Source organism: Streptomyces sp. NPDC001568, from assembly GCF_042893755.1.
Taxonomy (GTDB): Bacteria; Actinomycetota; Actinomycetes; order Streptomycetales; family Streptomycetaceae; genus Streptomyces.
The window spans coordinates 15,953-29,600 of sequence record NZ_JBIAVF010000008.1; the positions used below are offsets into that span (position 1 = coordinate 15,953).

11 protein-coding genes are annotated in these 13,648 nt (G+C 72.3%); 8 read left to right on the forward strand and 3 right to left on the reverse strand.

From position 1 onward, the window contains the following. The first annotated feature begins 116 nt into the window (after nt 1-116). From ACFY0I_RS16170 to ACFY0I_RS16205, 8 genes are all read left to right on the forward strand, one after another. Nucleotides 117-887, forward strand: coding sequence for a GntR family transcriptional regulator (locus ACFY0I_RS16170; protein WP_388895424.1), 771 nt, complete (start codon nt 117-119; stop codon nt 885-887). Between the two features lie 72 nt (nt 888-959). Then, nucleotides 960-1,187, forward strand: a complete 228-nt coding sequence (locus tag ACFY0I_RS16175; RefSeq protein WP_030710222.1) for a ferredoxin family protein — start codon at nt 960-962, stop codon at nt 1,185-1,187. Nucleotides 1,188-1,201: 14 nt separating this feature from the next. Then, nucleotides 1,202-2,551 carry an ABC transporter substrate-binding protein gene (locus ACFY0I_RS16180; protein ID WP_388895427.1) on the forward strand — a complete coding sequence of 450 codons (1,350 nt, stop codon included), beginning with the start codon at nt 1,202-1,204 and terminating at the stop codon, nt 2,549-2,551. Then, on the forward strand, nt 2,548-3,444 hold the full coding sequence (locus tag ACFY0I_RS16185; RefSeq protein ID WP_388895430.1) for an ABC transporter permease: 897 nt from the start codon (nt 2,548-2,550) through the stop codon (nt 3,442-3,444). The genes ACFY0I_RS16180 and ACFY0I_RS16185 overlap by 4 nt, the downstream gene beginning before the upstream one ends. Continuing rightward, complete coding sequence (locus ACFY0I_RS16190) at nt 3,441-4,292, forward strand: ABC transporter ATP-binding protein (RefSeq protein WP_388895433.1); 852 nt, start codon at nt 3,441-3,443, stop codon at nt 4,290-4,292. Before ACFY0I_RS16185 ends, ACFY0I_RS16190 begins: the two co-directional genes overlap by 4 nt. Before the next feature lie 42 nt (nt 4,293-4,334). Further along, complete coding sequence (locus ACFY0I_RS16195; RefSeq protein WP_388895436.1) at nt 4,335-7,061, forward strand: fumarate reductase/succinate dehydrogenase flavoprotein subunit; 2,727 nt, start codon at nt 4,335-4,337, stop codon at nt 7,059-7,061. Between the two features lie 48 nt (nt 7,062-7,109). Further along, entirely contained in the window at nt 7,110-7,760 is a 651-nt protein-coding gene (locus tag ACFY0I_RS16200) for a hypothetical protein (RefSeq protein ID WP_388895438.1), read from the forward strand. Nucleotides 7,761-7,868: 108 nt separating this feature from the next. Continuing rightward, a complete protein-coding gene (locus ACFY0I_RS16205; protein WP_388895441.1) occupies nt 7,869-8,468 on the forward strand; it encodes a Uma2 family endonuclease in 600 nt (199 codons plus the stop codon). A 67-nt stretch (nt 8,469-8,535) separates the two neighbouring features. Here ACFY0I_RS16205 and nuoN read toward each other — a convergent pair whose 3' ends face one another. The 3 genes from nuoN to nuoL are packed head-to-tail and all read right to left on the reverse strand — an operon-like array spanning nt 8,536 to nt 13,647. Beyond that, nucleotides 8,536-10,182 (reverse strand): NADH-quinone oxidoreductase subunit NuoN, encoded by a 1,647-nt coding sequence (gene nuoN / locus ACFY0I_RS16210; protein ID WP_388895443.1) that lies wholly within the window; start codon nt 10,180-10,182, stop codon nt 8,536-8,538. Then, complete coding sequence (locus ACFY0I_RS16215; protein ID WP_388895446.1) at nt 10,179-11,750, reverse strand: NADH-quinone oxidoreductase subunit M; 1,572 nt, start codon at nt 11,748-11,750, stop codon at nt 10,179-10,181. Before ACFY0I_RS16215 ends, nuoN begins: the two co-directional genes overlap by 4 nt. 1 nt (nt 11,751) lies before the next feature. After that, the gene (nuoL, locus tag ACFY0I_RS16220; RefSeq protein ID WP_388895449.1) at nt 11,752-13,647 is read right to left on the reverse strand and encodes an NADH-quinone oxidoreductase subunit L; all 1,896 of its coding nucleotides are present in this window, start codon (nt 13,645-13,647) and stop codon (nt 11,752-11,754) included. Nucleotide 13,648 lies beyond the last annotated feature (1 nt).

Sequence of the window (13,648 nt, forward strand, 5' to 3'; positions counted from 1 at the left end):
GCGGATTCCTCCCCCACCCTGCGGGAACCGCAGGTCACAGCCCCGCACGCGGGGCGCCGGGTGGCGCAACACCGCCGCAACACCATCTCCGCCGCACCGCCGGTACGTTCCCTGCCATGCCAGCCGAACGCACCCGTGAGCACACCGTCCCGGTCGCCGCCGCGCGCCGCCGGCGGCTGCGCGCGGACCAGGCGCGACAGCTCGCCGACCTGCTCCGCCGCCAGATCCTGACCGGCGGCTACCCGGGCGGCGTCCTCCCCCTGGAGGACGTCCTCGCCGCCGAGTACGGCGCGGGCCGCAACACCGTCCGTCAGGCCCTCGACCTGCTGCGCGGCGAACAGCTCGTCGAACGCCGGCCGGGGGTCGGCACCCTCGTCGTCGGCGAGAAGTACCCGCACGGCCTGGACCGCCTCCAGGGCCTGGCCGAAACCCTGCACGAGCACGGCGAGGTCACCAACGAAGTCCGTAGTGCGGGCCCCGTCCGCGCGCCGACCCCCGTCGCCGGGCGGCTCGGCCTGCCCGAGCACGCCGAAGTGCTCTACATCGAGCGGCTGCGCCGACTGAACGGCCTGCCGCTGTCCCTCGACCTCACGTACGTCCCCCTCGACATCGGCGCCGCACTCCTCGACTGCGACCTGGAGCACACCGACGTGTTCCGGCTGCTGGAACGGCTCACCGGGCAGCCGCTCGGCCACGCCGAGATCACCCTGGAGTCCGTCAACGCCGACGCGCACTCCGCCGCCGTGCTCCAGGCCCCGCGCGGGGCCGCCGTCCTGATGCTGGAGCGACTCACGCACCTCGCCGACGGGCGTCCCGTGGACCTGGAGTTCATCCGCTTCCGCGGCGACCGCATCACCATGAGCGGCCTCCTGCACCGCTCGCTGTAGCCACTCCCCGCGCAGGACTCCGCGGCCCTGCGCGGCCAAGAGCCCCCTCCCACCCCTTTCCTGGAGACAGCCATGCCTCTGGTCCCCCAGCGCGGCGACGTGCCCGTGACCATCGACGAGTCCCTGTGCATCGACGGCTGCACCCTGTGCGTCGACATGTGTCCCCTCGACTCGCTCGCCATCCGCGAGGACAACGGCAAGGCGTACATGCACGTCGACGAGTGCTGGTACTGCGGCCCGTGCGCCGCCCGCTGCCCCACCGGCGCGGTCACCGTCAACATGCCCTACCTGCTCCGGTGAAAGGTCCCGCCCCCATGCGCACCCCGCCCGCGAAGGCCCTCGCGCCCGCGCTCGCCCTGCTCCTCGTCCCGCTCGCCGGCGGCTGCGGCGACGCCTCGGGGGCGGACGCCCCGAAGACCGTCACCGTGACCGTCGGCTACCAGTCCAAGACCATCAACACCGTCACCGCGGGCACCCTGCTGCGCTCCCTCGGCTACTTCGAGGCGGAGCTCGCGGCCCGCGGCAAGAGGGACGGGATCACCTACGAGGTGGACTGGCAGGACTACGCCACCGGTGCTCCCATCACCGCCCAGATGACCGCCGGGAAGATCGACATCGGCTCCATGGGCGACTTCCCGCTCCTCATCAACGCGGCCCGCGGCAAGGAACTGAAGCAGCCCACCCGGCTCGTCTCGGTGACCGGCTACAACCTGCGCGGCGGACTCAACACCGTCGTCACCTCCCCCGGTTCGACCCTCGAATCCCTGGCCGACCTGCGCGGCAAGAAGGTCTCCACCAGCGTCGGCTCCGCCGCCGACGGCACCCTCGTACGGGCCCTCCAGCGGGCCGGCATCGACCCGGCCAAGGGCATCCAGAAGCTCAACCAGCAGCCCAGCGTGGGTGCTTCCGCCCTCCAGGCGGGCAGTGTCGACGCCCTCTCCCAGTTCGTGGCCTGGCCGGGCCAGCTCGCCCACGAGGGCAAGGCGAAGGCCCTGTACGACGGCGCCGAACTGAACCTGCCGACCTTCCACGGGGTCACCGTCCGGCAGGAGTTCGCCGAGAAGCGTCCCGGGATCCTCGACGACTTCCTGCGCGCCCAGATCAAGGCCACCGACCACCTGCGCGCCCACCCCGTGGCCGCCGCCGAATCGGTGGCGAAGGAGACCGGGCTGCCCGCGGAGGTGGTCTACCTCTACAACGGCGCGAACGGCATCGCGACCTTCGACCCGGAGCTGCGCCCGGAGCTGATCGCGGCGCTCAAGCAGGACGTGCCCGTGCTGAAGGACGCCGCGCTCGTCCCCGACGTCGACGTGGACGCCTTCGTCGACCCGGAGCCGCTGCGCCGCGTCGCCGCCGGCCGGACCCTGCCGGTCGCGGCCCCCGCGCGCAGCGAACTGTGGCTCAAGGGGCAGACGCAGACCCGGACCTACGACTCCCCGCGCGAGCTCCTCAGGGCGGCCCGCGGGGCCGACGTCCGCGCGGCGTACGTACCGGACGCGGTGACCGGCACCCTGTGGTTCGCCGACAAGGCGGTGTGGGTCGCCGAGGGCGCCGAGCTGCGCGCTTTCGTCACGGCGGCGGGCGCGAAGAAGTACGTCGAGGCGCACCGGGACTCCGGAGCGCGGACGGTCGGCTACGCCGAGGCCATCGGACTCGCCCCGTGACCGCCGGCCGCCGGGCGCTGCGCGTGGCCTCGCTGGGGGCGGCGCTGCTCCTGTGGCAGGTGCTGACCTCGCTGGACGTGAACCTGTGGCTGCGTTTCGAGCAGTTCCCGACGGCCGTCGAGGTGGCGCGGAAGCTCGCCGAAAGGGCTACGGCCGGCCCGTACTGGGAGGACCTGGGGGCCAGCCTGAGCCGGATCGTGACGGGCTTCGCGCTGGCCGCCGTCCTGGGCGTGGCGGCGGGCACGGCCATCGCCCGGTCGCGGATCGCGGCCGACGTGTTGGGGCCGCTGGTGGAGGTGCTGCGGCCGGTGCCGGCGATCGCGCTGGTTCCCGTCGCGATCCTGCTGTTCCCGTCCAACGAGCAGGGCATCGTGTTCATCACCTGCACGGCGGCGTTCTTCCCGGTGCTGGTCTCGACCCGGCACGCGGTGGCGGCCCTGTCCCCGGTGTGGGAGGAGGCCGTCCTGACGATGGGCGCCGGCCGGCGGCGGGTGCTGTTCTCGGTGGTGCTGCCGGGGGCCCTGCCGGGCGTGTTCGGCGGGCTGTCGGTGGGCATCGGAGTGTCCTGGATCTGCGTGATCTCCGCCGAGATGATCTCCGGTGAGTACGGGGTCGGGTACCGGACCTGGCAGGACTACACGGTGGTCGACTACCCCGGGGTCTTCGTCGGCATGGTGACCATCGGCGCGCTGGGCTGGCTGACCTCCACGGCCGTGGAGCGGGCCGGCCGCCGCCTGACCCGCTGGCTCCCGGCACGCGACACCGCCCCGGGGTCCGCGCCCCTCCCCCGCCCGGCCCGCCGCAAGGGGCCGATCGGGGCGAACGGCCGACCGGCCCCGCCCCCGCCCGCCGCCGGGGTCCTGAGCTCCCCCGACCGAGAGGACGCCCCGTGAGCCCGACCGACACCGACATCCACACCGGCGCCGGGCCCGTCGCCCGCCCGGCACCCGGGGCCGCGCTCGCGCTGCGCTCCGTACGGCTCGGGCATGCCGGGAGCCCCGTCCTCGACGGGGTCGAACTCACGGTCGCGGCCGGGGAGGTGCTGGCCGTCGTGGGGCCCTCCGGGTGCGGGAAGTCGACGCTGCTGCGGGCCCTGGCCGGGTTGCTGCCGCCGCTGGGCGGGAGCGTCGAGCAGGACGGACGGGCCGTGACCGGGCCGGACGCCGACCGGGCGCTGGTGTTCCAGGACGACGCCCTGCTGCCCTGGCGGACGGTACGGGCCAACGTCGAGCTCCCGCTGGCGATCCGCGGTTCCGACGACGCCGACGACGCCGACGATCGTGGGACCGGGAGCGGGCGCCGCATCGGGCGCCCGCCCGCCGGGTCCTTCCTGGCGCGGCGGGCCGAACGCCGGGCCACGGCCACGGCCTGGCTGGACCGCGTCGGCCTCGCCGAGCACGCGCACAAGCTCCCGCACCAGCTCTCGGGCGGCCAGCGCCAACGCGTGCAGTTGGCCCGCGCCCTCGCCGCTCGCCCCCGCGCCGTCCTGATGGACGAACCGTTCGGCGCGCTCGACGCCCAGACCCGCGCCGAGATGCAGGACCTCCTGATCGGCGTCCTCTCCGGCACCGGGGCGACCGTCGTGTTCGTCACCCACGACGTGGACGAGGCCCTGCACCTCGGTGATCGCGTCGCGCTCCTCGGCTCCGGCCGGATCCTCGACGTGTTCGACGTCCCGCGCCCCCGCACCCGTACGGCCGCGGACCCGGCCCTGCGCCGCCGGATCCTCGACTCCCTCTGACCCGCACGGCCCGTCACGCCCCCCACCCCGAAAGGCAGCACCGTGGACATCCCCGCGATCGGCGACGCCGAGGAACTCTCCTGCGACGTCCTCGTCATCGGCGGCGGCACCGCCGGCACGATGGCGGCCCTGACCGCCGCCGAGCGCGGGGCACGGGTCCTGCTCCTGGAGAAGGCGCACGTGCGCCACTCCGGCGCCCTCGCCATGGGCATGGACGGCGTCAACAACGCCGTCATCCCCGGCCGCGCCGAACCGGACGATTACGTCGCCGAGATCACACGCGCCAACGACGGCATCGTCGACCAGTCCACCGTCCGGCAGACCGCGACCCGCGGCTTCGACATGGTGCGGCGCCTGGAGTCGTACGGGGTGAAGTTCGAGAAGGACGAGCACGGCGAGTACGCGGTGCGCCAGGTGCACCGCTCCGGCTCGTACGTGCTGCCGATGCCCGAGGGCAAGGACGTCAAGAAGGTCCTGTACCGGCAGCTGCGGCGCCGCGAGATGCGCGAGCGCATCCGCATCGAGAACCGGGTGATGCCGGTGCGCGTCCTGACCTCGCCCGAGGACGGCCGCGCGATCGGGGCCGCCGCGTTCAACACCCGTACGGGCGCCTTCGTGACGGTCCGCGCCGGGGCGGTGGTCCTGGCGACCGGCCCGTGCGGCCGGCTCGGACTGCCCGCCTCCGGCTACCTGTACGGGACGTACGAGAACCCGACCAACGCCGGTGACGGGTACGCGATGGCCTACCACGCGGGCGCCGCGCTCACCGGGATCGAGTGCTTCCAGATCAACCCGTTGATCAAGGACTACAACGGTCCGGCGTGCGCGTACGTCGCCAATCCGTTCGGCGGCTACCAGGTCAACCGGCACGGCGAACGGTTCGTCGACTCCGACTACTGGTCGGGCCGGATGATGTCGGAGTTCGCCGCCGAACTCGCCTCGGACCGGGGGCCGGTCTACCTCAAGCTCAGCCACCTCCCCGAGGAGACGGTGGCCTCGCTGGAGTCGATCCTGCACACGACGGAACGGCCCACCCGCGGCACCTTCCACGCGGGGCGCGGCCACGACTACCGCACGCACGACATCGAGATGCACATCTCGGAGATCGGACTGTGCGGCGGCCACTCGGCCTCGGGCGTGCGCGTCGACGACCACGCCCGCACCACCGTCCCCCGGCTGTACGCGGCGGGCGACCTGGCCTCCGTCCCGCACAACTACATGATCGGCGCGTTCGTGTTCGGTGACCTGGCGGGCGCGGACGCCGCCCGGTACACCGCCCACGAGGGGGACCTGCCGGCCGATCAGGTGGCGGCGGCGCACGAGCTGATCTACCGGCCGCTGCGCCATCCGCAGGGGCCGCCGCAGCCGCAGGTGGAGTACAAGCTGCGGCGGTTCGTCAACGACTACGTCGCCCCGCCGAAGACGGGCGCGAAGCTGTCGCTGGCGGTGGCGGCGTTCGAGCGGATGACCGGCGAGATCGCGGAGATGGGCGCGACCACCGCGCACGAGCTGATGCGGTGCGCGGAGGTGTCCTTCATCCGGGACTGCGCGGAGATGGCGGCGCGGTCCTCGCTGGCGCGCACGGAGTCCCGTTGGGGGCTGTACCACGAGCGCCTGGACCACCCCGAGCGCGACGACGACGGCTGGCTGCACCACCTGGATCTGCGCAAGTCCCCCACCGGGGCGATGGTGTTCACCGCGCGGCCGGTCGAGCCGTACGTGGTGCCCGTGCCCGGGTTCGAACCGTCGCCGGGGCCGTCGCGCGAGCTGGGCGAGGTCGCCCTCGTCCCGGTGGCCACGGCCGGCGAACGCAGCGCGGCCCCGTCGGCCGCCGGGGCCGCCGGGCCCGGCGCCGTGACTCCCGCCGCGACCGGCACCGCTGCCGCCCCCGCTCCCGGTGAGCGGTTGCTGCGGCTGGTCGGGCTGGCCGAGGAGGAGCCGGACCTGGACGCGCTCCTGCCCTACCTGACCGATCCGGACCCGGCGCTGCGGGCGGCGGCCGTGGCCACCCTCGGCGAGACCCTGCCGGCCGGGGCCGGCCCGGCCCTCGCGGCGCGACTCGCCGACCCGGCCGGGCAGGTACGCGCGGTGGCCGCGGCGGCGCTGCGGGAGCTCCTCGAAGTGCTGCCCGCCGAGCCGGAGTTGGCGGCCGGCCTGCGGGCGGCCCTCGCGGTCGCCGACCCGGCCGTCCGCGCGGCGGCCCTGGAGGCGCTGCGCGCCCTGCGGCTCGGCGACGCCGTGCTGTACGCCGCCTCGCTCGCCGACACCGACATCGAGGTCCGGATCCACGCCGTGCGGGCCCTGGTCTCCGTCGACGCGGTACCGGCCCTGGCGGCAGCCGCCGCCGATCCGGCGCGCGAGGTACGGGTGGCGGTGGCGAAGGGGCTCGCCGCGGTGCACACCCCGGCCCCGGAGCCGTTGGGCCCGCTGCTGGACGACGCCGATCCGCTGGTCCGGGGCGCCGCGCTGGCCGCCCTCGCCCGGACGGGCTGCCCGGCCGGGTACGCGGCGCGGGCGGTGGCCGCGCTGGCCGATCCGGCCTGGCAGGTCCGGGCGGGGGCGGCGGCGGCCCTCGGGTCGGCGCCGGCCGAGGAGGCCGTCCCGGCCCTGGCGAAGGCGCTCGCCGCCGACGTGAACGCCGACGTCCGCAAGGCGGCGGTGCTCGCGCTGCTGCGACACCGGGACGCGGCGCCGGCCCGTACGGCGCTCGCCGGGGCGACCGGTGACGCGGACGCGGACGTCCGCGCGTACGCCGGGCGGGCCCTTTAGCTCATCCGTCCGGCCCGTCCGCGTGGCGGGCCGGCCCGGGGCCCGCACATGCTGCTCGGACAGGCCGAAGTCCCCGCAGCGCAGGAGGCCCTGCCCATGCTCGTGTCCACCCGTACCCTGGCCCTCGCCGCCGCCGCGGCCGTGGCGCTCGCCCTCGCCCCGGCCGCCTCGGCCGTGGAAGGTCCGGCGCCCGACCCCCGCAACAGGAAGGCGATGCGCGACATGGCGACGGCCATCGCGGTGACCGCCAAGTACGTGGACGAGCGGCAGGCCCTCAAGGACGGGTACGTGCCGCACGGCGAGGCCTGCATGAACAATCCGTTCGGCGCGGGCGCCATGGGCTACCACTACGTCAAGCAGGCCAACTGGGGTTCGACGGACCCCGCGAAGCCCACCGCGCTCCTGTACAGCACCGAGAAGGACCGGCACGGCCGCCGCACGCTCCAGACCGTGGAGTGGATGGCCACCGACCGGGACCAGGACCTGAAGACCACCGACGACCGGCCCTCGATGTTCGGCCTGCCCTTCGACGGCCCGATGCCGGGCCACTGGGCGGGCATGCCGAAGCACTACGACCTGCACATGTGGGCGTACAAGGAGAACCCGGCGGGCCGCTTCCACAACTGGAACACGGCCCTGAAGTGCCCGAAGAAGACCACCACGGGCACCGCCACCACCCCGGCCCACGGCCACCACTGACGGGACCGCACCCTCCCGGATGTGCCCTGGGCATATGACTCACCCGTTGGGGCGGCTTCCTCCCGAGTTCCCGGCGATACGCTGGACGGGCTTGCGAGGATCCCGCCCATGGGAGCACTGATGAACCCGGAACACAGCTGGCCGATCCCGCCTCCGGGCGGCTGGACCGCGGACGACCTGGACACGCTTCCGAATCTGCCTCCGCACACGGAGCTGATCGACGGGAGCCTGATCTTCGTGAGTCCGCAGACCCTCTTCCACACGCGGGCGGTCACCTTCTTCGAGCGGCAACTGGACGCGCTGGCCCCCACCGCGCTGGAAGTCCTGCGCGAGTTCACCATCGACATCGACCGCCGCAACCGACCCGAACCCGACGTCATCGTGTGCCGCGAGGACGTCCTCACCGACCTGGCACAGACCCGGTTCCCCGCCGAAGCCGTCCTGTTGGCCATCGAGGTCGTCTCTCCCGAGTCCGTCGACCGCGACCGCGAGACCAAGCCGCTCAAGTACGCCCGCGCGGGAATCCCCCACTACTGGCGGGTCGAGAACAAGGACGGCCGCGCCGTCGTGTACGTCTTCGAGCGGGAACCGGCCAGTGGCGGCTACGTCGCCACCGGGATCTTCCACGATCGCCTGAAGGTCTCCGTCCCCTTCCCCGTCGACCTCGACCTCACCACCATCACGGCGAAGCGACAGCGGGCCGAATAGCCCCGCGTACGACACCAGGGCCCGGCTCCCCCGTGGGAAGCCGGGCCCTGGTGGTGTCGCGGACCGGTCAGCGGACGAAGGTGCTCGCCTGCCCCGCCAGGTCCAGGAAGTACTGCGGGGCCAGGCCCAGGACGAGGGTGACCGCGACGCCGACCGCGATGGTCGTCATCGTCAGCGGCGAGGGCACCGCCACCGTCGGGCCGTCCGCCTTCGGCTCACTGAAGAACATGAGCACGATCACCCGGACGTAGAAGAACGCGGCGATCGCCGACGAGATGACGCCGACCACGACGAGCGCCCCGGCACCACCCTCGGCCGCCGCCTTGAACACCGCGAACTTGCCGGTGAACCCGGAGGTCAGCGGGATGCCCGCGAAGGCCAGCAGGAACACCGCGAACACGGCCGCCGTCAGCGGCGAACGCCGCCCCAGCCCCGCCCACTTCGACAGGTGGGTGGCCTCGCCGCCCGCGTCGCGCACCAGCGTGACCACCGCGAAGGCGCCGATCGTCACGAAGGAGTAGGCGCCCAGGTAGAAGAGGACGGACTGGACGCCCTCCGCCGACGTCGCGATCACACCGGCGAGGATGAACCCCGCGTGCGCGATCGACGAGTACGCCAGGAGCCGCTTCACGTCGGTCTGGGTCACGGCGATGACCGCACCGGCCAGCATCGTGACGATCGCGACGCCCCACATCACCGGCCGCCAGTCCCAGCGCAGGCCCGGCAGGACCACGTACAGCAGGCGCAGCAGCGCTCCGAACGCGGCGACCTTCGTCGCGGCGGCCATGAAGCCGGTGACCGGGGTCGGGGCGCCCTGGTAGACGTCGGGGGTCCACATGTGGAAGGGGACCGCGCCGACCTTGAACAGCAGGCCCATCAGGATCAGCGCGCCGCCGATCAGCAGCAGCGCGTCGTTGCCCATGGTGGCGGCCAGCGCCGGGTCGGTCCTGGCGACCGTGCCGTCCACCACGTCCGCGATGACCGCGTACGAGACGGAGCCGGAGTACCCGTACAGCAGGGCGATGCCGAACAGCAGGAACGCCGAGGAGAAGGCGCCGAGCAGGAAGTACTTGACGGCCGCCTCCTGCGACATCAGCCGCTGGCGGCGGGCGACGGCGCAGAGCAGGTACAGCGGGAGGGAGAAGACCTCCAGCGCGATGAACAGGGTCAGCAGGTCGTTGGCCGCCGGGAAGATGAGCATGCCGGCGACCGCGAACAGGGCCAGCGGGAACACCTCGGTGGTGGTGAACCCGGCCTTGACGGCGGCCTTCTCGCTGTCGCTGCCCGGTACGGACGCGGCCTGCGCGGCGAAGGAGTCCACCCGGTTGCCGTGGGCCTCCGGATCCAGGCGCCGCTCGGCGAAGGTGAACATCGCCACGATCGAGGCGAGCAGGATCGTGCCCTGGAGGAACAGGGCCGGGCCGTCCACCGCGATGGCGCCCATGGCGGCGATCTGCGCCTTGCTGCTCCCGTACCCGCCGGCCGCGAGGCCGACGACCGCCGCGAAGGCCGAGGCCAGCGCGGCGACGGCGAGGAACACCTGGACGTAGTAGCGGGACCTGCGGGGGACGAACGCCTCGACGAGGACGCCGAGGATGGCCGCGCCCACCACGATGAGCGTGGGCGCGAGCTGCGCGTACTCGATGTGCGGGGCCGGGATCCGGTCGATCGGTTCCGCGGCCAGGGCCCAAAGGCCCGTAGCTGTCGTGCTCACTTGGCCGCCTCCACCTCGGGCTGGGGGTCGGTCTGCCGCACATCCGACATGGTGTGCTCGACCGCCGGGTTGACGATCTCGGTCAGGGGCTTGGGGTAGACGCCCAGGCCGATCAGCAGCGCGATCAGCGGGGCCACCACCAGCACCTCCCGCAGGCGCAGGTCCGGCATGGTGCGGACCTCCTCCTTCACGGGGCCGGTCATCGTGCGCTGGTACAGCACCAGCGTGTACAGCGCGGCGAGCACGATGCCGACGGTCGCGATGATGCCGACGACCGGGTAGCGGGCGAACGTGCCGACCAGGACCAGGAACTCGCTGACGAACGGTGCGAGGCCCGGCAGTGACAGGGTGGCGAGTCCGCCGATCAGGAAGGTGCCGGCGAGGACCGGGGCCACCTTCTGGACGCCGCCGTAGTCGGCGATGAGCCGCGAGCCGCGCCGCGAGATCAGGAAGCCGGCGACCAGCATCAGCGCCGCCGTCGAGATGCCGTGGTTGACCATGTACAGCGTCGCGCCGGACTGCCCCTGGGAGGTCATCGCGAAGATGCCCATGATGATGAACCCGAAGTGGGAGATCGACGCGTAGGCGACCAGCCGCTTGATGTCGCGCTGGCCGACCGCGACCAACGCCCCGTAGACGATGCTGATCAGGGCGAGGACGAGGATCACCGGCGTGGCCCACTTGCTGGCGTCGGGGAACAGCCCGAGGCAGAAGCGGAGCATCGCGAAGGTGCCGACCTTGTCGACGACCGCGGTGATCAGGACGGCGACCGGGGCGGTCGCCTCGCCCATCGCATTGGGCAACCAGGTGTGCAGCGGCCACAGCGGGGCCTTCACCGCGAAGGCGAAGAAGAAGCCGAGGAACAGCAGCCGTTCGGTGTTGGTCGCCATGTCCAGGGTGCCCGCGGCGCGGGCGGCGGTGATCTCCTGGAGGGAGAAGTTCCCGGCGACCACGTACAGCCCGATGACGGCGGCCAGCATGATGAGCCCGCCGGCCAGGTTGTAGAGGAGGAACTTGACCGCCGCGTACGAGCGCTGCGCGGCCGCGTTCTCGTCGGACCCGGAGTGGGCCCGGTCGCCGAAGCCGCCGATGAGGAAGTACATCGGGATGAGCATGGCTTCGAAGAAGATGTAGAAGAGGAAGACGTCGGTCGCGGCGAAGGAGATGATCACCATCGCCTCGACCATGAGGATCAGGGCGAAGAAGCCCTGGGTCGGCCGCCAGCGCGAAGAGTTGGTCTCCAGCGGGTCGGCGTCGTTCCAGCCGGCCGCGATCACGAAGGGGATGAGCAGCGCGGTGAGCGCGATCAGCGCCACCCCGATGCCGTCGACGCCGAGTTCGTAGCGGACGCCGAAGTCGGCGATCCAGGAACGGGATTCGGTGAGCTGGTAGCGGTCACCGCTCGGGTCGAAGCGGACCGCGACGAGCACGGCCAGCGCCAGTGTCGCCAGCGAGAAGAGCAGCGCGAGCCACTTGGCGGCGGTCCGGCGGGCGGCCGGTACGGCCGCCGTCAGGATCGCGCCGACCGCGGGGACCGCGGCCGTCACCGTCAGAAGCGGGAAATTCATCTCACACCGCCCTCATCAGCAGGGTCGCGGCGATCAGGATCGCCGTGCCCCCGAACATCGAGACCGCGTAGCTGCGGGCGTAGCCGTTCTGCAGCTTGCGCAGCCGGCCCGAGAGCCCGCCGACCGAGGCGGCCGTGCCGTTGACCACTCCGTCGACCACGCTGTGGTCGAGGTAGACGAGCGAGCGGGTCAGGTGCTCGCCGCCGCGGACGAGGACGACGTGGTTGAAGTCGTCCTGGAACAGGTCCCGGCGGGCCGCCCGGGTGAGGAGCGAGCCGCGCGGGGCGACGACCGGGACGGGCTTCTTGCCGTACATGACCCAGGCGATGCCGACGCCGATGACGAGGACGACCATGGTGGCGGCCGTCACCGTCAGGGCGCTGACCGGCGGGTTGCCGTGCTCGTAGCCGGTGACGGGCTCCAGCCAGTTGAGGAAGCGGTCACCGATCTCGAAGAACCCACCGGCGAAGACCGAGCCGAAGGCGAGCACGATCATCGGGATGGTCATGGACTTCGGGGACTCGTGCGGGTGCGGCGCGTGGCCGTCCGCGTCCGGCTGCCAACGCTTCTCGCCGAAGAAGGTGAGGAGCATGACGCGGGTCATGTAGAAGGCGGTGATGCCCGCGCCCAGCAGGGTCACGCCACCGAGGATCCAGCCCTCGGTGCCGCCCTTCGCGAAGGCCGCCTCGATGATCATGTCCTTGGAGAAGAAGCCCGACAGCCCCGGGAAGCCGATGATGGCGAGGTAGCCGAGTCCGAAGGTCACGAAGGTGATCGGCATGTACTTCCGCAGGCCGCCGTACTTGCGCATGTCGACCTCGTCGTTCATCCCGTGCATCACGGAACCGGCTCCGAGGAAGAGGCCCGCCTTGAAGAAGCCGTGCGTCACCAGGTGCATGATCGCGAAGACGTAGCCGATGGGGCCGAGGCCCGCGGCGAGGATCATGTAGCCGATCTGCGACATCGTCGAGCCCGCGAGGGCCTTCTTGATGTCGTCCTTCGCGCAACCGACGATCGCACCGAAGAGCAGCGTGACCGCGCCGACGACGGTGACGACGAGCTGTGCGTCCGGCGCCCCGTTGAAGATGGCCCCGGAGCGGACGATCAGGTAGACGCCCGCGGTGACCATGGTGGCCGCGTGGATGAGGGCCGAGACCGGGGTCGGGCCCTCCATCGCGTCACCGAGCCAGGACTGGAGCGGCACCTGGGCCGACTTGCCGCAGGCGGCGAGCAACAGCATCAGGCCGATCGCGGTGAGCGTGCCCTCGGAAGTCTCGCCGACGGATCCGAGGACCGGTCCGAAGGCGAACGTCCCGAAGGTGGTGAACATCAGCATGATCGCGATCGACAGGCCGATGTCGCCGACGCGGTTGACGAGGAAGGCCTTCTTCGCGGCGGTGGCCGCGCTGGGCTTGTGCTGCCAGAAGCCGATCAGGAGGTAGGAGGCGAGGCCCACGCCCTCCCAGCCGAAGTACAGCAGCAGGTAGTTGTCGGCGATGACCAGCAGCAGCATGGCCGCGACGAACAGGTTGAGGTAGCCGAAGAAGCGGCGGCGGCGCTCGTCGTGCTCCATGTACCCGATCGAGTACACGTGGATGAGCGTGCCCACCCCGGAGATCAGCAGGACGAAGGTCATCGACAGCTGGTCCAGCTGGAAGGCGATGTCCGCCTGGAAGCCCTCCACCGGGATCCAGCTGAACAGCCTCTGGTGCAGGGTGCGGTCGTCGGCGCTCCGCCCCAGCATGTCGGCGAAGAGGGCGACGCCGATGCCGAAGGAGACGGCGGCGAGCAGGGTACCGAGCCAGTGACCGACCTTGTCGAGCCGGCGACCGCCGCAGAGCAGCACCGCCGCCCCGAGCAGGGGCGCCGCCACCAGCAGCGCAATCAGATTCTCCACT

Bases quoted from the DNA above. Each gene is read 5' to 3' on its own strand.
- ACFY0I_RS16180 (WP_388895427.1), top strand. From the start codon at position 1,202: ATGCGCACCCCGCCCGCGAAGGCCCTCGCGCCCGCGCTCGCCCTGCTC.
- ACFY0I_RS16215 (WP_388895446.1), bottom strand. From the start codon at position 11,750: ATGAATTTCCCGCTTCTGACGGTGACGGCCGCGGTCCCCGCGGTCGGC.
- ACFY0I_RS16170 (WP_388895424.1), top strand. From the start codon at position 117: ATGCCAGCCGAACGCACCCGTGAGCACACCGTCCCGGTCGCCGCCGCG.
- ACFY0I_RS16205 (WP_388895441.1), top strand. From the start codon at position 7,869: ATGGGAGCACTGATGAACCCGGAACACAGCTGGCCGATCCCGCCTCCG.
- ACFY0I_RS16200 (WP_388895438.1), top strand. From the start codon at position 7,110: ATGCTGCTCGGACAGGCCGAAGTCCCCGCAGCGCAGGAGGCCCTGCCC.
- ACFY0I_RS16175 (WP_030710222.1), top strand. From the start codon at position 960: ATGCCTCTGGTCCCCCAGCGCGGCGACGTGCCCGTGACCATCGACGAG.